Annotated in this window: 17 protein-coding genes and 1 other RNA gene; 13 read left to right on the forward strand and 5 right to left on the reverse strand. The window is 53.2% G+C overall.

Going from position 1 to position 21,266, the window contains the following annotated elements:
• The 6 genes from btuC to ACRQ84_RS04290 all read left to right on the forward strand — a co-directional run bounded on the left by btuC (window position 1) and on the right by ACRQ84_RS04290 (window position 5,441).
• Window positions 1–984 carry a vitamin B12 ABC transporter permease BtuC gene (gene btuC, locus ACRQ84_RS04265; RefSeq protein ID WP_483817260.1) on the forward strand — a complete coding sequence of 328 codons (984 nt, stop codon included), beginning with the start codon at window positions 1–3 and terminating at the stop codon, window positions 982–984.
• A gap of 39 nt (window positions 985–1,023) precedes the next feature.
• A complete protein-coding gene (locus ACRQ84_RS04270) occupies window positions 1,024–1,569 on the forward strand; it encodes a glutathione peroxidase (protein WP_064741029.1) in 546 nt (181 codons plus the stop codon).
• Window positions 1,570–2,316 carry a vitamin B12 ABC transporter ATP-binding protein BtuD gene (gene btuD, locus ACRQ84_RS04275; protein WP_483817261.1) on the forward strand — a complete coding sequence of 249 codons (747 nt, stop codon included), beginning with the start codon at window positions 1,570–1,572 and terminating at the stop codon, window positions 2,314–2,316.
• Window positions 2,317–2,385: 69 nt separating this feature from the next.
• Window positions 2,386–2,844, forward strand: a complete 459-nt coding sequence (locus tag ACRQ84_RS04280; protein ID WP_064741220.1) for an NlpC/P60 family protein — start codon at window positions 2,386–2,388, stop codon at window positions 2,842–2,844.
• A gap of 315 nt (window positions 2,845–3,159) precedes the next feature.
• The gene (locus ACRQ84_RS04285; RefSeq protein ID WP_064741031.1) at window positions 3,160–3,897 is read left to right on the forward strand and encodes an EAL domain-containing protein; all 738 of its coding nucleotides are present in this window, start codon (window positions 3,160–3,162) and stop codon (window positions 3,895–3,897) included.
• Between the two features lie 104 nt (window positions 3,898–4,001).
• A complete protein-coding gene (locus ACRQ84_RS04290) occupies window positions 4,002–5,441 on the forward strand; it encodes a protein adenylyltransferase SelO (protein WP_483817262.1) in 1,440 nt (479 codons plus the stop codon).
• Between the two features lie 6 nt (window positions 5,442–5,447).
• Here the strand turns inward: ACRQ84_RS04290 and ACRQ84_RS04295 are convergent, their stop codons facing one another.
• Both ACRQ84_RS04295 and ppsR read right to left on the reverse strand, forming a co-directional pair.
• Window positions 5,448–6,494, reverse strand: a complete 1,047-nt coding sequence (locus tag ACRQ84_RS04295; protein ID WP_064741033.1) for a 3-deoxy-7-phosphoheptulonate synthase — start codon at window positions 6,492–6,494, stop codon at window positions 5,448–5,450.
• 227 nt (window positions 6,495–6,721) lie between these two features.
• Window positions 6,722–7,549: a posphoenolpyruvate synthetase regulatory kinase/phosphorylase PpsR gene (gene ppsR, locus ACRQ84_RS04300; RefSeq protein ID WP_064741034.1), complete on the reverse strand. Its 828-nt coding sequence runs from the start codon at window positions 7,547–7,549 to the stop codon at window positions 6,722–6,724.
• Between the two features lie 450 nt (window positions 7,550–7,999).
• On the opposite strand from ppsR, the gene ppsA reads away from it, so the two are divergent.
• A complete protein-coding gene (ppsA, locus tag ACRQ84_RS04305) occupies window positions 8,000–10,387 on the forward strand; it encodes a phosphoenolpyruvate synthase (protein ID WP_064741035.1) in 2,388 nt (795 codons plus the stop codon).
• 98 nt (window positions 10,388–10,485) lie between these two features.
• Here the strand turns inward: ppsA and rprA are convergent.
• Window positions 10,486–10,593, reverse strand: an RNA gene (gene rprA / locus ACRQ84_RS04310) — antisense sRNA RprA.
• 329 nt (window positions 10,594–10,922) lie between these two features.
• Window positions 10,923–12,035 (reverse strand): AI-2E family transporter YdiK, encoded by a 1,113-nt coding sequence (gene ydiK, locus ACRQ84_RS04315; RefSeq protein ID WP_483817263.1) that lies wholly within the window; start codon window positions 12,033–12,035, stop codon window positions 10,923–10,925.
• A gap of 205 nt (window positions 12,036–12,240) precedes the next feature.
• Between ydiK and ydiJ the strand changes: the two genes are divergently transcribed.
• Window positions 12,241–15,294, forward strand: a complete 3,054-nt coding sequence (gene ydiJ, locus ACRQ84_RS04320) for a D-2-hydroxyglutarate dehydrogenase YdiJ (RefSeq protein ID WP_483817264.1) — start codon at window positions 12,241–12,243, stop codon at window positions 15,292–15,294.
• Window positions 15,295–15,324: 30 nt separating this feature from the next.
• Here the strand turns inward: ydiJ and ACRQ84_RS04325 are convergent, their stop codons facing one another.
• A complete protein-coding gene (locus tag ACRQ84_RS04325; protein ID WP_007892715.1) occupies window positions 15,325–15,729 on the reverse strand; it encodes a hypothetical protein in 405 nt (134 codons plus the stop codon).
• Window positions 15,730–16,118: 389 nt separating this feature from the next.
• Here ACRQ84_RS04325 and sufA point away from each other — a divergent pair, with 389 nt between their 5' ends.
• The 5 genes from sufA to sufS are packed head-to-tail and all read left to right on the forward strand — an operon-like array spanning window position 16,119 to window position 21,247.
• Window positions 16,119–16,493: a Fe-S cluster assembly scaffold SufA gene (sufA, locus tag ACRQ84_RS04330; protein ID WP_064741038.1), complete on the forward strand. Its 375-nt coding sequence runs from the start codon at window positions 16,119–16,121 to the stop codon at window positions 16,491–16,493.
• Window positions 16,494–16,500: 7 nt separating this feature from the next.
• Complete coding sequence (sufB, locus tag ACRQ84_RS04335; protein ID WP_064741039.1) at window positions 16,501–17,994, forward strand: Fe-S cluster assembly protein SufB; 1,494 nt, start codon at window positions 16,501–16,503, stop codon at window positions 17,992–17,994.
• A 34-nt stretch (window positions 17,995–18,028) separates the two neighbouring features.
• Window positions 18,029–18,775: a Fe-S cluster assembly ATPase SufC gene (gene sufC / locus ACRQ84_RS04340; RefSeq protein WP_008102973.1), complete on the forward strand. Its 747-nt coding sequence runs from the start codon at window positions 18,029–18,031 to the stop codon at window positions 18,773–18,775.
• The gene (sufD, locus tag ACRQ84_RS04345; protein WP_483817265.1) at window positions 18,750–20,027 is read left to right on the forward strand and encodes a Fe-S cluster assembly protein SufD; all 1,278 of its coding nucleotides are present in this window, start codon (window positions 18,750–18,752) and stop codon (window positions 20,025–20,027) included. Before sufC ends, sufD begins: the two co-directional genes overlap by 26 nt.
• On the forward strand, window positions 20,024–21,247 hold the full coding sequence (sufS, locus tag ACRQ84_RS04350; protein WP_483817266.1) for a cysteine desulfurase SufS: 1,224 nt from the start codon (window positions 20,024–20,026) through the stop codon (window positions 21,245–21,247). Before sufD ends, sufS begins: the two co-directional genes overlap by 4 nt.
• The last annotated feature ends 19 nt before the right edge of the window (window positions 21,248–21,266 follow it).

Consider the following 21,266-nt stretch of genomic DNA (forward strand, 5'->3'; position numbering starts at 1 on the left):
ATGACTCTGCTGGATCAGCTTGCTCATCAGGCAAATCGCCGCAGCCAGCGCTGGCTTATTGCACTCAGTGCGCTGCTGCTACTGCTCATTGGACTAAGCCTGTGTGCCGGTGACAGTTGGATTTCACCCCCACAATGGTTTTCGGCGGATGGCGAACTGTTCGTCTGGCAACTGCGTATGCCGCGCACGCTGGCGGTGTTGCTGGTCGGCGCGGCCCTGGCGGTGTGTGGCGTTGTGATGCAGGCGCTGTTCAACAACCCATTGGCTGAACCCGGCTTACTCGGTGTTTCTAACGGGGCGGGGATTGGTTTGGTGTTAGGCGTCATGCTCGGCAACGGTTCGTTATGGAGCTTAGCACTGGCGGCGATGGCCGGAGCGCTGCTGATCACGTTGATTTTGCTGCATTTCGCTCACCAACAACTCTCGGTTAGCCGCTTACTATTAACCGGTGTGGCACTCGGCATTATCTGTAGCGCCATCATGACGTGGGCGGTGTATTTTAGCACCAGCCTCGATCTGCGCCAGTTGATGTACTGGATGATGGGCGGCTTTAGCGGTATCGACTGGCGTTACGGCTGGATGATGCTGGCGCTGCTGCCGGTAACACTGCTGCTGATTGCTACCGCGCGCACACTAAATTTGCTGGCGCTGGGCGAAACCTCGGCACGTCAGCTCGGATTACCCCTGCTGCTATGGCGTAACCTGCTGGTGCTAGCCATGGGATGGCTGGTTGGCGTAAGCGTGGCAATGGCCGGCGCGATCGGATTTGTCGGCCTGGTTATCCCGCACTTATTGCGTCTTAGCGGTTTCAGCGATCATCGTTATTTGTTGCCTGCTGCGGCATTGGCCGGTGCAGCAGTGTTACTTGGCGCAGACATTATTGCCCGGTTGGTGCTCACCTCCGCCGAACTGCCGATTGGTGTGGTCACTGCCACGCTCGGCGCGCCGCTGTTTATCGTGTTATTAGTGAAGTCTTCGCGCTAGCTTTGGCTGGCAACTTGTTATCAACAACAGGAATCGACTATGAGCATTTATCAAACAGAACTGGTTACGTTAGACGGCGAAAAAACCACGCTGGCGGAATATGAAGGAAAAGTGTTGCTGGTAGTGAATGTGGCATCAAAATGCGGCCTGACGGCACAGTATGAGCAGTTAGAATCGCTGCAGAAAGCCTGGCAGGATAAGAACTTCAGCGTGCTCGGCTTCCCGTGCAACCAGTTCCTTGAGCAGGAACCGGGCAGCAACGAAGAGATTAAAACGTTCTGCAGCACCACGTATGGCGTGACTTTCCCGATGTTCGATAAAACTGACGTCAACGGCGAGCATCGTCATCCTTTATATGCCCAGTTGACGGCGGCGCAGCCGGTCGCGCAACGTCCCGAGGGCAGCGGATTCCTGGAACGTATGGAGAGCAAAGGCCGCGCGCCGAAAGCACCAGGCGATATCCTCTGGAACTTCGAGAAATTCCTCATCAACAAGCAGGGCAAAGTGATTGCGCGCTTCTCTCCGGACATGACGCCGGACGATCCCATCATTCTGAAAAGCGTTGAGCAGGCGCTGGCCGAGTAAATGGTATTGCAGTGTCAGGGAGCCAACGTCGCAGGGCGATTGGCTCCCGTTGAACTTAGCCTCATTGCCGGTGAGTTAGTGCATCTGGTTGGGCCCAACGGTGCTGGCAAAAGTACGCTGCTCAACGTGCTATCGGGTTTACTGCCGAGTCAAGGCAGTATTCTGCTTGATGGCACGCCGCTGACTGCGTTGAACGGAGCGGCATTAGCCCAGTTGCGCGGCTGGTTGCCGCAGCAGCAGATGGCACCGGGGCAAATGCCGGTTTGGCACTACTTACGCATGCATATCACCGCACAGGCGGCGGAAACAGACCGCGTTTTACAGGCCGTCCTGACTCAGTTAGGCCTGCTGGATAAACTGACGCGCAGCCTTACGCACCTTTCCGGCGGCGAATGGCAACGCGTACGGCTGGCTGCCGTGGTGTTACAGATTCATCCGGCGATCAATCCACGCGGCAAACTGCTGCTGCTGGATGAGCCCATGAGCGCATTGGACGTGGCGCAGCAACGTGCGGTCGATAAGCTGCTGGCCGAACTCTGTTGCAGCGGTCTGGCGATTGTTGCCAGCGGGCACGATCTCAATCACAGCCTGCGCCATGCCGATCGCGTGTGGTTAATGCATCAGGGCGCGGTTGTCCGTCAGGGCCGAGCCAGCGAGGTGCTGACCGCTGCGCAATTAACACCGCTTTACCAAACCCCGTTTGAACAAATCGCTACCGCGCAAGGTCCGCTGCTGTTTATTCCCTGAGAGATGATTGCGTGCCGTGGCGCTTTGCCGCTAAAGTGTTTGCCGGGCGAGGGAGGAAGGAAAATGCTGATGCGACTGACAATTTTGATTCTGGCACTGTTGCTGGCGGGCTGTAGCCATCATGCGCCGCCGCCTAATGGTCGCCTGTCTGATTCCATCACCGTGATAGCCCAACTTAACGATCAACTGAGCCGCTGGCGTGGCACGCCTTATCGCTACGGTGGTTTAAGCCGCGGTGGCGTTGATTGTTCAGGCTTCGTCTATCTTACCTTCCGCGATAAGTTCGACATGCAGTTGCCGCGCTCGACCAGCGATCAAACCGACATTGGTACGCGTATCGACAAAGGCGATCTGTTGCCTGGCGATCTGGTGTTCTTCAAAACCGGCAGCGGAGAAAACGGTTTGCACGTGGGTATTTACGATACGGACAATACCTTTATTCACGCCTCGACCAGTCAAGGCGTGATCCGCTCTTCGCTGGATAATGTTTACTGGCGAAAAGTATTTTGGCAGGCCCGTCGCATCTAAATAGCGCTGGTTACGCTGAATAAAAGACGCGAGAAAAGAAAGGTTATCTCACCCTGAATTAAATCCGAATCGTGCCGATATTTAACTATCATTTAAAATGGCACTTTACCCGCCATCGATTTAATACTATTAATAAAGCTAAATTTATTTAATGGGTATGGACATTAACCCCGGCTTATTTGGCTTAAGTATTATTTACGGCTTAAATCGGCGTAATAAGACCTAAAACGGCACCTCTTCAAACGTTTGGTCCTATTGCCTGGTGGTATTCGTTGATATACGATGCGCCAATTGCCATTACTTCTGGCTTGAACAATGAAAGTCCATTTGTCTGCCGACTATCAGTCGGAAACCTGGTTTTATCCAGTTTACTCTCTGGCGGGCCAGCTGACTGCGGTCGAGCTGGTGACGCAATTCGTCCACGACAGTGCACCTATTACGCTGCCGCAGGATTTGCTATTGCCACAATTGGACGATGCACAGCAATTACGTTTGCTGCAGAGCCAGCTTTCATTGCTGGAAAAGTACCGCGACTTTTTTGAGATTAATCAAATTACCGCTTTGGTTCGTATTGATGATTCCATGGCTAATACACTTTTAGCCAGCGAATTTCTGCTAAGGAAATTCCGACAAATTCCCTTTATTGTTTTAGATATCAGCGAAACGTTTCCGCAATTATCGTTGGGTAAATCTCATCCGTTGTTAGCTGCATTGCAGCGCGAATTTCGCTTATCGCTTTCACAATTTGGAGCAGGCAAGGCGCCAGCAACGGCGGTGTACGATAATCTGTTCAGCGTGTTAAAACTGGATAAAGGCTTTATTCAGGAGCTGGCCAAACGTGCATCGTTTACGCCTTTTATTCAGACAGTTATCAATAATTTCTCTGAGTATGCAGAGCAGATCATTATTTGCGGTATTGACGATAATCAGATAATGGAAAAAATGGCTACGTTAACCGGTGCGCAACTGCAAGGCAGCCTGTTCCCGGTGGTACAGGCCGAGCGTTTGAACGATCTGATCTATTCCGATCTGAATTTACACACGCCTTCATAGCCGTCATCCTTTCGCCTGTCTTCCGCGCCGTGTCGGCGTTACACTCTTCTTTATCTTAAAACTCAATGCTGGTGCCTTGTTTAAGCGCACCTTCAGGAGTGTCGATGCAATTTATTAATAGCTGGCAGCAAGAATTACCCGGATTCTACACCGCGCTGGACCCAACCCCATTGGCGGGCGGACGGCTGTTTTATCACAATGCGCCGCTGGCACAGGAGATGGGTTTAGACGATGCGCTGTTCGCAGGCAACGGGCACGATGTGTGGTCAGGACGCGGATTGTTGCCGGGCATGTCGCCGCTGGCGCAGGTTTACAGTGGTCATCAGTTTGGCGTCTGGGCAGGACAACTGGGTGACGGACGCGGCCTCCTGCTCGGCGAACAGCAGCTGGCGAATGGTCGTAAGCTCGACTGGCACTTAAAAGGGGCAGGTTTGACGCCTTATTCGCGTATGGGCGATGGCCGCGCGGTAATCCGCTCCAGCGTGCGAGAATTTCTCGCTTCCGAAGCGCTACATCATCTTGGCATTCCGACCACGCGCGCGCTGGCGTTAGCCATTGGCGATGAGCCAGTGCTGCGCGAAACGCAGGAGCGCGGCGCGATGTTAATGCGCATCGCAGACAGCCATCTGCGTTTCGGCCATTTTGAGCATTTCTATTACGGCGGTGAACAAGACAAAGTGCGCCTGTTGGCGGATTACGCTATACGCCATCACTGGCCGCAGCTTAAAGACGAGGCCGATCGCTACGTGCTGTGGTTCACCGATATCGTCAAGCGCACCGCCAGCCTGATCGCCCATTGGCAAAGCGTGGGCTTTGCCCACGGCGTAATGAATACCGATAACATGTCGATCCTTGGCTTAACGTTGGATTACGGCCCATACGGTTTTCTCGACGACTATCAGCCGAATTACATCTGCAATCACAGTGATTATCAGGGCCGCTACGCCTTCGAAAATCAGCCGATGATTGGTCTGTGGAACCTCAATCGTCTGGCACATGCTTTGTCGGGTCTGATGACCACCGAGCAACTCAAACAGGCGCTCGGCCATTATGAAAACGCGCTGATGCGCGTTTGGGGCGAGAAAATGCGCGCCAAACTTGGCTTGCTGACGGCAGATGCCAACGACAACACGCTGCTGACCGGCTTGTTGTCGATGATGACGGCGGAACACAGTGACTACACGCTGACCTTCCGCATGCTGAGCGAGACGCAGCAGCAGGAAACCCGTTCGCCGTTACGCGATGAGTTTATCGATCGCGACGCCTTTGATCGCTGGTACAGCGACTATCGCCAACGCTTGTTGCAAGATGAGGCCAGCGATGCGCAGCGTCAGGCGGTGATGAAGGCGGCCAATCCGGCGCTAGTATTACGCAATTATCTGGCACAGCAGGTGATTGAAGAGGTGGAAAACGGTGAGATAACCGCATTGGAAACGCTGCATTGTGCATTACAGCAGCCGTTTAGCGATGCGGCCGTCAGCGCGGAGTTGCGCCAACGGCCACCGGAGTGGGGCAAAACGCTGGAAGTGAGTTGTTCCAGCTAAGCGATACTAAAAACGGCTGTCGACTGCGGCAGCCAGTTTCGCCAGCACCTCGGCGCTGTCTTCCCAGCCGAGGCACGGATCGGTGATCGACTGGCCATACGTCAGCGCTTCACCGCTCACTACTTTTTGATTCCCTTCCTGCAGGAAACTCTCAATCATTACGCCGGCCACCGCCCGCGATCCCGCACGGATTTGTGCGGCCACGTCATCAGCAACATCACGCTGACGACCATGCTGCTTCAAACAGTTGCCGTGGCTAAAGTCGATCACCAACTGCTCAGGCAAATTAAAGTCACGTAAATTGGCGGCGGCTGCCGCCACATCTGAGGCGTGATAGTTCGGTTGACGGCCGCCGCGCAGGATCACGTGACCATGCGGATTGCCGCTGGTTTGATAAATGGTCATTTGGCCGTTTTTATCCGGTGACAGGAACATGTGACTGGCGCGTGCGGCGCGAATCGCATCCACGGCGATCTGCACATTACCGTCGGTGCCGTTTTTAAAACCGACCGGGCAGGAGAGCGCGGAAGCCATTTCACGGTGAATCTGGCTTTCGGTGGTGCGCGCACCAATCGCGCCCCAGCTGATCAGATCGGCAATAAACTGGCCGATCACCATATCGAGGAATTCGGTGGCCGTTGGCATGCCCAGCGCGTTGATATCGAGCAACAATTTTCGGGCGATAGCGATACCGCGGTTCACATCGTAGCTGCCATCCAGATCGGGATCGGAGATCAGGCCTTTCCAGCCAATCACGGTGCGCGGTTTTTCGAAATAGGCGCGCATCACGATTTCCAGACGATCTTTATGGCGCTCACGCAGTACGTTCAGACGTTCAGCATAGTCAATGGCGGCTTTTGGGTCGTGCAGCGAGCAAGGGCCAATAATCACCAGTAGACGCGGATCCTCACCGGTCAGGATGCGCGCAATGCGTTGGCGAGAAGCGGTGACGTTAGCAGCAATCTCTGCCGAAATAGGGTGTTCATGAGCCAGCGTAGCCGGAGTCAGCAGGCTACCGATGCGCGCAGTACGCAGTTCATCAGTCTTGTTCATTGGGATTCTCAAAATTTGTTCTTCGCAACGGTGAAATACCGGGAAGTGATGGTGGTCACAATAAACTAATAGCCTGCGAATTCAACCTGCTAAAAACAAAGGTCATCACGGCAGACGGAAGCCAGGCTTTACGATCGTGATATAGGTGCAAAAGGGCCGTCAAACCGTGTATGCATCGTAGCGGCGCAATGTATTGCGCGATAATCGCGCCGCTACAGAATGTGCGGTCAATACATGCTACGACTCAGGCCCATGATATCGAGGATTTTAGTGGCGATCTCTTCTACTGAATAATTGGTACTGTTGAGGTAACGAATCTGGTTAGTACGGAACAGTGCTTCCACTTCGCCCACTTCAAGTCGGCATTGGCGCAGCGAGGCATAGCGAGTATTTTCGGCACGCTCCTGACGAATTGCAGCCAAACGTTCCGGATCGATGGTCAGACCAAAAAGTTTATGTTGATGCGCACGCAGCGCCGGCGGGAGCTTTAGGTTATCCATATCATCGGCGATGAAGGGATAGTTGGCGGCACGTACGCCAAACTGCATCGCCAGGTAAAGGCTGGTGGGCGTTTTACCGCAGCGGGATACGCCGAGCAAAATCACCTGCGCATCTTCCAGGCCGCGCAGGGAAATGCCGTCGTCATGCGCTAAGGTGTAATCGATGGCCGCAATACGCGCGTCATATTTGCCGAGGTTGCTGGCGGTTAAACCGTGCGTGCGGTGTGCCACCGGCATCGAGGCTACACCTAGCTCACTCTGCAACGGTGCCACCAGCGCCTGTACGATGTCCTGACAAAAGCCTTCACTCTCCAAAATAATTTCGCGGACATCGGGCGTGACGATGGAAAAAAACACCACTGGGCGTACGCCGCTCTGCTGATACAACGCGTTAATCTGTGCCTTAACGGCTTGGGCACGCTGCACATTTTCTACAAACGGCAGCGTCACGCTATGGATCATCACGGGAAACTGCGACAGTACCGCATGCCCGAGCACTTCGGCGGTAATCGCGGTGCCATCAGAAATATAGAATACGCTTCGTTCAGTGTTCATAGTGCGAAATATCCTCTTGCGTACCAATGCCCAAATAATCGATAACAATATTTCATTTTAAATAATAGTAAAATGAAATATCCATATTGTCTGCTATTGTGCTCACAAAGCTGCATCAGCGAATAAACAATTTAATATGAAATGCTGTTTCGAAAAGCGATATTTTCGCGCATTTTCCTTTTCGCGCATGAAATAAAGTTTGAAGGCGTTGCGCAACAAAAATCAATCGCTAACCCTCTGAAAAAGGGAAAAATATCGTTGTGGCAATCCATTAGCGTGAAATAACGCGGTTGCGCAACTCAATTAATTCTAAGTACTAATCCTATTTTGTCATTCTTTTCCTGCTTTAACGATTCAACACTTAGTCTTTATTAATGGGTTGTGCCAGGCTGGTTTGGCGAACAGCAAAATGTTCCATGTGTATTCACATCATTTAAAAGGATAATCTCAATGTCCAATCAAGACCAACAGTCGCTAGTGCTCTGGTACAACCAGCTTGGCATGCATGATGTTGATCGGGTGGGAGGCAAGAATGCTTCCCTCGGAGAAATGATTACTAATTTGTCGTCGCTGGGCGTTTCCGTTCCAAACGGGTATGCGACCACATCTTACGCATTTAATCTGTTTCTCGATCAAAGCGGACTGAACCAGCGTATTTATGATTTGCTGGATAAAACGGATGTTGATGATGTTGCAGAACTCGCGCAAGCGGGCAAACAAATTCGTCAATGGGTGATCGATACACCTTTCCAGCCTGAGCTGGAAGCGGCGATTCGCAGCGCTTACGAACAACTCTCTGCTGATGATGATGAGGCCTCCTTTGCGGTGCGATCGTCAGCGACCGCCGAGGATATGCCCGATGCCTCGTTTGCGGGTCAGCAGGAGACTTTCCTGAACGTGCAGGGCTATGACGCGGTGATCATCGCGGTGAAGCACGTTTATGCATCCTTATTTAACGATCGTGCCATCTCTTACCGGGTGCATCAGGGCTACGATCATCGCGGCGTCGCGCTCTCGGCCGGTATTCAGCGCATGGTGCGCTCGGATCTCGCTTCGTCAGGCGTGATGTTTACCATTGATACGGAATCGGGCTTTGATCAAGTGGTGTTTATCACCTCAGCCTTCGGTTTGGGTGAAATGGTGGTGCAGGGCGCGGTCAACCCCGACGAATTTTACGTGCATAAACCCACGCTGGCAGCCAATCGTCCGGCGATTGTGCGCCGCACCATGGGCTCGAAAAAGCTACGCATGGTTTACGCGGATTCACAAGAACATGGCGAGCAGGTGCGGATTGAAGATGTCGAGCAGGAACAGCGCGATCGCTTCAGTTTAACCGATGACGAAGTACAAGCGCTGGCGCGACAAGCGGTGCTGATTGAACAGCACTACAAACGCCCGATGGACATTGAGTGGGCGAAAGATGGCCACACCGGCAAACTGTTTATCGTGCAGGCGCGTCCGGAAACGGTGCGTTCCAATGGTCAGGTGATGGAACGCTACACGCTGCAGGGTAAAGGGAAAGTGGTGGTCGAGGGCCGGGCCATTGGTCATCGCATCGGAGCCGGTGAAGTCAAAGTCATCCATGACATCAGTGAAATGCACCGCATTGAAAAAGGCGATGTGCTGGTGACCGACATGACCGATCCTGACTGGGAACCGATCATGAAGAAAGCCTCGGCAATCGTAACCAATCGCGGCGGTCGTACCTGCCATGCGGCGATCATCGCGCGTGAACTGGGCATTCCAGCGGTGGTGGGTTGTGGCGATGCGACCGATCACCTGAAGGATGGCCACAAAGTGACGGTTTCCTGCGCCGAAGGCGATACCGGTTATGTCTATGATGAACTGCTGGACTTTGACGTCACCAGTTCGCAGGTCGATACCATGCCGGATCTGCCGCTGAAAATTATGATGAACATCGGTAATCCGGATCGTGCTTTCGATTTCGCCTGCTTGCCAAACGAAGGTGTAGGTTTGGCGCGTCTTGAGTTCATCATTAACCGCATGATTGGCGTGCATCCGAAAGCGCTGCTGGAATTTGATCAGCAAACGCCAGAGTTGCAGCAACAGATTCGTCAAATGATGAAAGGCTTTGATGACCCGATTGAGTTTTACATCGGCCGTTTGACTGAAGGGATCGCCACGCTGGGCGCCGCGTTTGCGCCGAAGCGTGTGATTGTGCGTCTCTCGGATTTCAAAACCAATGAATACGCCAATTTGGTCGGCGGCGAGCGTTATGAGCCGGAAGAAGAGAATCCGATGCTTGGTTTCCGTGGCGCGGGTCGTTATGTCGCTGACAACTTCCGCGACTGCTTCAAGCTGGAGTGTGAAGCAGTGAAACGGGTGCGTAATGAAATGGGACTGACCAACGTTGAGATCATGATTCCGTTCGTGCGTACCGTCGATCAAGCCGAAGCGGTGGTAGCCGAATTAGCGAAAAATGGCCTGAAGCGTGGCGAAAACGGTTTGAAAGTGATCATGATGTGTGAGATCCCTTCTAATGCCTTGCTGGCTGAGCAGTTCCTCGAGCATTTCGATGGCTTCTCAATTGGTTCTAATGACATGACGCAGCTAGCGTTGGGCCTTGATCGTGACTCTGGCGTGGTGTCCGCGCTGTTTGATGAGCGTAATGATGCGGTAAAAGCGCTGTTGTCGATGGCGATCAAAGCGGCGAAGAAGCAGGGTAAATACGTCGGCATTTGTGGGCAGGGCCCGTCGGATCATCAGGACTTTGCGGCATGGCTGATGGAGCAGGGCATTGATAGTTTGTCGCTCAATCCGGATACCGTGGTCGAAACCTGGCTGGGTTTAGCAGAACTGAATGCTGCGAAACATTAACCTAACGGCAATGTGCAGGCATTAGACTTGATTCTAATCTGTCCGCGCTGAATTCATTAAGGCCAGCTCTGCTGGCCTTATTTTTGCCTGTTTTAAAGGCAAAAAAAAGCCCATCACAGGGGATGGGCAAAGACTACACACAGCAATTCTTTACTTTACTCAGGGGAATAAGGTTGTTTAAAAATCAGTAGCTTGATTCCAAACATAGGAAACATGTTATTGATCAGGCTGGTCGACGTCTTTAAGAATCCTCTTATTAGTTTAAAGCTGATAACCTTTTGAGGTGTTTTTTCTCACTTTTAACCCCGCTTTCAGCTGTAAAAATAATCATTCCATTAGTGAATCCCGCCTAAATGGCTTAAAACTGCGTTTTTTCTTAAAAATTGCTAATGGAAAAAATTTATTGTCACGATGAAAGTTACGGTCGCATTAGGGCGGTTAAAGTAAGGCCAGTCTAAAACGGTGAAAGTGCAGTGGGTAAAGTGAGGCGTATTCCTACGCCCACTCTGCATTCGCCTCTGCGGCCTGTTTGCGCTTAGGGTTGTTCTTCTTCATGATCGGCGAGCGCTTCGATGGCGGTTTGCATATCGTCATCCGGTTCGGGCGCTTCATGCATCCACACTGTGACCAGTCGATAAGAGACCGCCAATACCACCGGGCCGATAAACAGTCCGATCATCCCGAAGGCAATCAACCCGCCAATAACGCCGGAGAGAATGAGGATCATCGGCAAATCGGCGCCCATGCGAATCAACACCGGACGCAATACGCTGTCCAGCGTGCCCACCACGCAGCTCCACACCAGCAGCACCGTGCCCCAGGTGGTATCGCCGCTCCAGTAAAGCCAGATAATGGCTGGCACCAATACCACTAGCGGCCCGAGCTGCACTAAACAGGTCAGAATCATCAGCACGGTTAACAGCGTGGCATAGGGAATACCGGAAATCGCCAGACCAATACCGCCGAGCACCCCTTGAACCAGCGCGGTGACAACCACGCCCAGCGCCACGGCACGAATGGCCTGACCGGCCAGCAATACCGCGGCATCGCCACGCCGTCCGCTCATGCGATAAGCAAAATGACGAATGCCGTGACCCACCTGTTCGCCCCGCCAGTAGAGCAGCACGCTAAACAGCAGCATGACGATGAGATGCATCATAAAGCGGCCAAAATGTCCGGCCTGCGCCACGAAAAAGCCCGTAGTCCGACCAATATAAGGCTGCACCTGGTTCAGCATTGCGGCACCGCCGCCATCGACTAATTTGTGGTAGCTGGAGTAGAGTTTTCTGCCGACATAGGGGATCTCACGTAGCCAGGCTAAATCGGGCATCAGCAAATGGCGCTGTGTCGCCCAGGCGATCACGGGCGCGCTATTATCAATCAGGCTGCTCACCAGCAGAGCGATAGGAATAATAAACAGCAGTAACAGCAAAATGGTCATGGCGATGACCGCCAGTGAGCGTCGCCCCCATAAAAGCTGTTGCAGACGAATCATCATCGGCCAGGTGGCAATGACCACCATACTTGCCCAGGCGAAGCCCAAAATAAAGGGCTGCACTACCCACAGACAGGCGATGATCATGATCAGAATGAACATCAGTGAAAACAGCATTTGCGGTAAATCCATACCGCGTTGCAGGTTTTTCATCACAACGGTTAACCTCGATTGAATCCTTCAGAGTGGGGCTGAACAGCCCTGATTAATGATGATCTATTTCCTGAAAATTAAACAGGAAAAGCAGCGACAGCGGTGCGCTTTCCTGAAAAAACAGCAGGCAGCAGAAAAGTATGATAAAACCAAGGGCTGAAAAAAATCACGACGCAAACGTTTACAACATCTCGGTCACTCAATAATGATCCCACAGATTTCTCAGGCTCCGGGCCTCGTTCAACTGGTGCTGACATTCCTGCAGTCCTTAAAAGAGCAAGGCTTCACCGGTGATACCGCCACCAGCTATGCCGATCGTCTCTCGCTTTCCACCGACAACAGCATTTATCAGCTGCTGCCTGATGCGGCGTTGTTCCCGCGCTCCACGGCGGATGTGGCGTTAATTGCACGCCTTGCGGGGGAAACTCGCTTTACCAGCCTGGTGTTTACGCCGCGCGGTGGCGGTACGGGCACCAACGGTCAGTCGTTGAACCAGGGCATCGTGGTGGATATGTCGCGCTACATGAACCGCATCCTGGAAATCAACACCGAGCAAGGTTGGGTGCGTGTTGAGGCGGGCGTGGTAAAGGATCAACTCAATGCATGGCTGAAGCCGTATGGCTTCTTCTTCTCGCCGGAGCTCTCCACCAGCAATCGCGCCACGTTAGGCGGCATGATCAACACCGACGCATCGGGACAAGGTTCGCTGGTATATGGGAAAACCTCCGATCATGTGGAAGGTCTGCGGGCGGTGCTGCTGGGCGGCGATATTCTCGATACGCGTGCTATGCCGACTGCGCTGGCGGAACAGCTGGCGAATACGCCAACGGCGGAAGGCCGCATTTATCAGCAGGTGTTAAGCCGCTGTCGTGAACAGCGCGATCTGATTTTAGAAAAATTCCCCAAGCTCAATCGCTTTCTAACCGGTTACGACCTGCGTCATGTGTTCAGTGACGATATGCAGACGTTTGATCTGACGCGTCTGCTGTGCGGTGCAGAAGGTACGTTAGCGTTTATCACCGAAGCGCGGCTGGATATCACGCCGATCCCGAAAGTACGCCGCCTGGTGAACATCAAATACGATTCTTTCGACTCGGCACTGCGCAACGCGCCTTTTATGGTGGAAGCCAAAGCGCTGTCCGTGGAAACCGTCGATTCGAAAGTGCTTAATCTGGCGCGCGAAGATATTGTCTGGCATTCGGTGAATGAATTGATAACCGATGTGCCAGACAAGGAGATGCTTGGCCTCAATATCGTGGAGTTTGCCGGTGATGATGGTGAATTGATTGAGCAGCAGATCGGCACGCTGTGCCAGCGCTTAGATGAACTGATGGTGCAGCAGTTAGGCGGCGTTATCGGCTATCAACTGTGTAACGATTTGGGCGGCATTGAGCGTATCTATAACATGCGCAAAAAAGCGGTTGGCCTGCTGGGTAATGCCAAAGGGCGCGCCAAGCCCATCCCCTTTGTTGAAGATACCGCGGTGCCGCCAGAGCAGCTGGCTGATTATATTGTCGATTTCCGCGCGTTGCTCGACAGCCACGGTCTGAGCTACGGCATGTTTGGTCACGTTGACGCCGGCGTGCTGCATGTGCGTCCGGCGCTGGATATGTGCGATCCGCAGCAGGAACTGCTGATGAAGCAGATCTCCGATGAAGTAGTGGCGCTGACCGCGCGCTACGGTGGTTTATTGTGGGGCGAGCACGGCAAAGGTTTCCGCGCGCAATACAGCCCTGAATTCTTTGGCGAAACGCTGTTCAATGAGCTGCGCCGCATCAAAGCAGCGTTCGATCCCGCCAACCGTATGAACCCCGGCAAAATCTGTACGCCGCTCGGCAGCGACGAGCCGATGATGCCGGTTGATGCGGTAAAACGCGGCACTTACGATCGGCAGATTCCCGTCACCGTGCGTAATGAATGGCGCGGCGCAATGGAGTGTAACGGCAACGGTTTGTGCTTTAACTTCGATGCGCGCAGCCCGATGTGCCCGTCCATGAAAATTACCCGCAACCGCATCCATTCCCCGAAAGGGCGCGCGACGTTGACGCGTGAATGGTTGCGCTTGCTCTCTGAGCAGGGCGTGGATCCGACGCAGCTGGAGCAGGCGTTGCCAAAACAGGGCGCCAGCTTGCGTACGTTGATTCAGCGCACGCGTAATACCTGGCACGCGAATCAGGGCGAATATGATTTCTCGCACGAAGTGAAAGAGGCGATGTCGGGCTGTCTGGCGTGTAAAGCCTGCTCGACACAATGCCCAATCAAAATCGATGTGCCGAATTTCCGTTCACGATTTTTACAGCTTTATCACACCCGCTATCTGCGTCCGATGAGCGATCATCTGGTGGCTTCCGTGGAGAGTTATGCACCGCTGATGGCCAAAGCGCCGAAGATGTTTAACTTCTTCCTCAAGCAGCCGTGGGTGCGTGAACTGAGTAAAACGCACATCGGTATGGTGGATTTGCCGCTGCTGTCGTCGCCGAGTCTTAAGCAGCAATTGAGCGGCCATCCGGCGATGAACCTGACGCTGGAACAGTTAGAAGCGCTCGATTCTACGCAGCGTGAAAACTGCGTGCTGGTGGTGCAGGATCCTTTTACCAGCTATTACGAAGCGCAGCTGGTGACCGATTTCATCAAGCTGATTGAAAAGCTCGGTTATCGCCCGGTACTGTTGCCTTTCTCACCAAATGGCAAGGCGCAACATGTGAAAGGCTTCCTGCAGCGCTTTGCGCGTACCGCCAGCAAAACCGCCGATTTACTCAACCGCGTGGCGAAATTGGGTATGCCGATGGTCGGCGTCGATCCGGCGACCGTGCTCTGTTATCGCGATGAGTACCTTCAGGTGTTGGGCGAGCAGCGTGGAGAGTTCAACGTGCAGTTGGTGCATGAGTGGCTGCAAAGCGCATTGGCGGAACGCGCGGAGCAAACCGCCAGCGGCGAAGCCTGGTATTTGTTTGCGCACTGCACCGAAGTGACCGCGCTACCGTCCACGCCGACTCAGTGGCAAAACATCTTTGCACGCTTTGGCGCGAAGCTGGAAAACGTCAATGTGGGCTGTTGCGGCATGGCGGGGACTTATGGCCATGAAAGCGTAAACCTGGAGAATTCGCTGGGGATTTATGAGCTTTCCTGGCATCCGCAGCTGCAAAAGCTGCCGCGTCAACGCTGCCTGGCGACCGGTTTTTCCTGTCGCAGCCAGGTGAAACGCGCAGAAGGCAATGGCATGCGTCATCCACTGCAAGCCTTGCTGGAAATGATGTAAACAAATTGTAGGAGACGTCACAAAGCTGGATTAGAATATCCAGCCTGCATGGCGGACGAAGTCGCTCTGCAGGCGGGTGGCTTGATCCCATTCGCCGCTGAGTGCCAGTTGATGACACAAGCGTGTTAACGACAGGCGCGCCAGTTGGTAGGCTTGAATACGAAACAAACGATCACGGTCGGCGTTGCCCATCTCCTGCACTAAGCGGTGATGGAGCTTACCCATGGCATGTAAAAAGCTGTGATCGTCGCCATTCAATTCGCAGATTTCTGCCATATCGAGACAGGTGTCGTTAAAGCGACGCAGTTGTTCGAGGGTGCAATCGGTGCGATTGAGCTTTGCCTGAGCCATGTAGAAGTCAACGGTGATGTCGCGTACCGAAAACTTATATTCGTCGATTTTATGTTGTAACCAGGCTGAGACGGTAAGCGTCATATCGCCACCTAAATTGGTTAATGATAATCATTATCATATTCAACCGCGTCAGGAATGCAATTCCCGCTGTGAAATTTTATTGATTTCCTCTGCCTGTTACTAAAATCGGCAATAACAATTTCTTTACATGGTGGAAAGGCGTAACCTATCAATAGTGATTGAAACGTAAAATTGATTTAAGAAATTTTTCGGCAATTTAATAGGTTACGAGAGGGAGGTGCGCACGGGAATGCCTTCCTCAATCTGCTTTTAAGCGACTATGCTTAATAAAGCAGCTGTAAAAAACAGCACGAGATGATTATCCCTGCAAAACAAGAGGTTGAAGTGATATCTGATATCACTACCATAGGGGGATAGCCTGAAAAGGCCCAGACATACGAGGTAGCACAATGTCATCAGTAAATGCCGACTCTTTTTCACCCGAAGATTTCGTCTGGAAAGGGCTCACGCTGACCGAATCGGCAGCAAAACAGATTCTTAACCTGGTAGATCAAGACCCTGAAGTCAAGGGATTGAAACTGGGTGTGAAAACGTCCGGCTGTGCCGGTTTTGGGTACGTTATGGATCTGGTAAAAGATCCGGCCGATGACGACCTGCAGTTTGAGCAATTCGGCGCAAAACTCTTTGTGCCACTTCAGGCGATGCCGTTTGTTGACGGTACCGAGCTGGATTATGTCCGCGAAGGTCTTAACCAGATTTTTAAATTCAACAACCCTAAAGCTCAACACGCCTGCGGGTGCGGTGAAAGCTTTGGCGTCGAGTAAGTGAAATATGTCACGACACAGCGAAGCATCTGACGATGTACAAATGTGGGAAGGTAAGCTCAATTATAAAGAGGGCTTCTTTACCCAGTTACAAACCGACGAATTTGCCCACGGCATCAATGAAGATGTGGTGCGTGCCATTTCGGCCAAACGTAACGAACCTGAATGGATGCTTGAATTCCGTCTTAAGGCGTTCCGCGCCTGGGAACAAATGGAAGAGCCGCACTGGCTGAAAGCGCATTACGAAAAACTGGATTATCAGGATTACAGCTACTACTCCGCGCCGTCCTGCGGCAACTGCGATGACAGCTGTGCTTCTGAACCCGGCGCCACTCAAACTTCTGGCAGCGTTGCGTCGAGCGAATACCTGACGCAGGAAGTGGAAGAGGCGTTTAATCAGTTAGGCGTTCCGGTGCGTGAAGGTCGTGAAGTGGCGGTGGATGCGATTTTCGACTCCGTCTCCGTTTCAACCACCTATCGCGATAAGCTGGCGAAGCAGGGCATTATTTTCTGCTCATTCGGCGAAGCGATTCACGATCATCCAGAGCTGGTACAGAAGTATCTCGGTACTGTGGTGCCGCCAAACGATAACTTCTTTGCCGCGCTGAACTCCGCTGTGGCCTCTGACGGCACCTTCGTTTACATCCCGAAAGGGGTACGTTGCCCGATGGAGCTGTCGACCTATTTCCGTATTAATGCGGCAAAAACCGGTCAGTTCGAGCGCACCATTTTGATCGCCGATGAAGACAGCTACGTCAGCTACATCGAAGGTTGCTCTGCACCGGTGCGTGACACCTATCAGCTGCACGCCGCAGTGGTAGAAGTGATCATTCACAAAAATGCGGAAGTGAAATATTCAACCGTACAGAACTGGTTCCCGGGCGGTGAAGGTGAGGGCGGTATCCTCAACTTCGTGACCAAACGTGCGCTGTGCGAAGGCGATCACAGCAAGATGTCCTGGACACAGTCTGAGACCGGTTCGGCGATCACCTGGAAATACCCAAGCTGCATTCTGCGCGGTGACTATTCGATTGGTGAATTCTATTCCGTCGCACTGACCGCAGGCCGCCAGCAGGCAGATACCGGTACCAAGATGATTCACATTGGTAAAAACACCAAGTCAACCATCATCTCGAAAGGTATTTCTGCCGGTAAGAGCCAGAACACCTATCGCGGCCTGGTGAAAATCATGCCAACCGCCACCAACGCGCGTAACTTTACGCAGTGTGATTCGATGCTGATTGGTGCTGAGTGTGGCGCGCATACCTTCCCGTATGTGGAAACGCGCAACAACACCGCCCATCTGGAGCACGAAGCCACCACCTCGCGCATCGGTGAAGATCAGATGTTCTACTGCCTGCAGCGTGGCATCAGCGAAGAAGATGCGATCTCCATGATCGTTAACGGCTTCTGCAAAGACGTTTTCTCCGAGCTACCACTGGAATTTGCCGTGGAAGCGCAAAAATTGTTAGCGATCAGCCTTGAGCACAGTGTGGGCTGATGCCCGTTGCCGGAAGCAATGTGAAGGAAAGAGTATGTTAAGCATTAAAGATTTGCAGGTTAGCGTTGAAGACAAAGAGATTTTGCGCGGTCTGAACCTTGAAGTAAAACCGGGCGAAGTCCACGCGATTATGGGACCAAACGGTTCAGGTAAAAGTACCCTGTCTGCAACGCTGGCTGGTCGTGAAGATTACGAAGTCACTGGCGGTTCGGTTACCTTTAAAGGCAAAGATCTGCTGGAACTTGAGCCAGAAGAGCGTGCCGGCGAAGGCATCTTCATGGCGTTCCAATATCCGGTAGAAATCCCGGGCGTCAGCAACCAGTTCTTCCTGCAGACTTCAGTCAACGCGGTACGTAAATACCGTGAGCAGGAGCCACTGGATCGTTTCGATTTCCAGGATTTTATCGAAGATAAAATCCAGCTGCTGAAAATGCCGGAAGATTTGCTGACCCGTTCAGTGAACGTCGGCTTCTCCGGCGGTGAGAAGAAGCGTAACGACATCCTGCAGATGGCGGCGCTGGAACCTGAGCTGTGCATCCTTGATGAAACCGACTCCGGTCTGGATATTGATGCGTTGAAAATCGTGGCAGAAGGCGTCAACAGCCTGCGCGACGGTAAGCGCTCTTTCATCATCGTCACGCACTACCAGCGTATTCTGGATTACATCAAACCGGATCACGTGCACGTGCTGTATCAGGGCAAGATCGTTAAATCTGGCGATTTCTCACTGGTGAAACAGTTGGAGGAGCAAGGCTATGGCTGGCTTACCGACCAAGAGTGATAACGCCCTGCAGCAGTGGCATCACCTGTTTGAATCGCGCGGCGACGTGCGCTCTTTACAGGCGCAGCAGCACTGGCAGCAACTGATGCGTGTCGGCTTGCCGACGCGTAAGCACGAGAACTGGAAATATACGCCGCTTGATGTCCTGCTGGCGCAGCAGTTTGTCCTGCCTCAGCCGCAAGAAATCAGCGCTGAGCAAGTTGATGCGCTGGCGTTGCCAATTGATGCGGTGCGTCTGGTGTTTGTTGACGGACTTTTTCAGGCCGAATTAAGCAGCCGCGATACTGGCCTGTTTGAGATTCAGCATGCGCAAGCCTCTGAGCGTCGTCCGCTGCCGGCACCGATTCAGCCGGAAGTGTTCCTGCATCTGACTGAAAGCCTGGCGGAAGAAGCCACCACCATTCGTCTGGCGCGTGGCAAATCGGCGGCGAAACCGCTTTATTTGCTGCACATCACCAGCGGCCAGGATGCGGGCACCAATACCGTGCACCATCGCCACCATCTGCAGCTGGAAGCCAGCGCAGAAGCGGAAGTGATTGAGCACTATGTGACGCTGAATGATGTGGCGCACTTCACCGGCGCGCGTTTCACTTTTGACGTCGCGGATAATGCCAAACTGCAGCACATCAAACTGTCATTTGAGAGTGAGAAGGCTTACCACTTCGCGCACAATGATGTGGTGATGGGACGTGACGCGAATGTAAGCACCACCAGCTTCCTGCTGGGTGCAGGCTTATCGCGCCACAACACCAGTGCACAGCTGAACGGCGAAAATACCAATCTGGCGATCAACAGCTTGTCGTTGCCGGTGAATCAGGAAGTGTGCGATACCCGCAGCTATCTGGAGCACAATAAAGGCCACTGCATTAGCCGTCAGATGCACAAAGTCATCGCGCGCGATAAAGGCCGTGCGGTGTTCAACGGCATGATTAAAGTGGCACCGCATGCGCTGAAAACCGATGGACAGATGACCAACAACAACTTGTTGCTGGGCCGCCTGGCTGAAGTGGACACCAAGCCGCAGCTGGAAATCTATGCTGATGACGTGAAGTGCAGTCACGGTGCGACCATTGGTCGAATTGATGAAGAGCAGATGTTCTATCTGCGCTCGCGCGGCATCGATGAGACTGCCGCACAGCGTATGATCATCCATGCATTTGCCGCTGAACTCACCGAAACGCTGGAGAATCCGGTACTGCGTCAGGTGGTGCTGCAGCGCATTGCCGCGCGTATTCCGGGAGTTGAGTCATGAGTTTCGATCTCGAACGCATCAGAGCGGAATTTCCGATTCTGAAACGTGAGGTCAACGGACATCCGCTGGCCTACCTTGATAGCGCGGCCAGCGCACAGCGCCCGCTCGCAGTCATCAATGCGGAAAGTTATTTCTACCAGCACGGCTATGCGGCCGTGCACCGCGGTATCCATTCGTTGAGCGCCCAGGCGACCACCGACATGGAGAACGTGCGTCATCAGGCAGCGCGTTTTCTCAATGCTGCATCGCCCGAAGAGATCATCTTCGTCAAAGGCACCACGGAAGCCATCAATCTGGTGGCGAACAGTTGGGGCGGCAGTCAGCTGCAGCCGGGCGATAACATCATCATCACTGAGATGGAGCATCACGCTAATATCGTGCCATGGCAGATGGTGGCGCAGCGTACTGGCGCAGAGATTCGCGTACTGCCGCTGAATACGCAGGGTGAACTGGCGCTGGAGCAGTTGAGCGGCTTGATCGACAGTCGTACGCGTTTGCTGGCAGTGACACACGTTTCTAACGTGCTCGGCACCGTTAACCCGGTGAAAGCGATCGTTGCGCAAGCGAAAGCCGCTGGTGTGATTACGCTGGTGGACGGTGCGCAGGCGGTGATGCATTACGCGGTGGATGTGCAGGATATCGATTGCGATTTCTACGCGTTCTCCGGCCATAAAATCTATGGCCCGACCGGCATTGGTGTGCTGTACGCGCGTAAAGCGCTGCAGGAGATCATGCCGCCGTGGGAAGGTGGTGGTTCAATGATTTCTGAGGTAGTGCTGCCCACTGGCACCACCTGGAATACTGCGCCTTGGCGTTTTGAAGCGGGTACGCCGAATACCGGTGGCATCATTGGTTTGGGTGCGGCGTTAACGTGGATTACTGAGCTGGGCCTGGATGTGATTCATCAGCGCGAATCGATGCTGATGCGTTATGCGCTGGATAAACTGGCTTCGGTGCCGGATCTGGTGATTTACGGTCCAGACAGTCGCAGCGGTGTGGTGGCCTTTAACCTTGGCAAGCATCACGCGTTTGATGTCGGCAGTTTCCTTGATCAATACGGTATTGCCATCCGCACTGGCCATCACTGCGCGATGCCGCTGATGCGTCATTATGCGGTGCCGGCAATGTGTCGAGCCTCCTTCGCGCTGTATAACACCGAAGAAGAAGCCGATCGCCTGGCCGCAGGTTTGACCCGTATTCATCGTCTGCTGGGCGGTTGAGCAGATTTCAGGAGTGATC

It is taken from the genome of Pantoea sp. E2023-21, from assembly GCF_051302795.1.
Classification (GTDB): Bacteria; Pseudomonadota; Gammaproteobacteria; order Enterobacterales; family Enterobacteriaceae; genus Pantoea; species Pantoea ludwigii_A.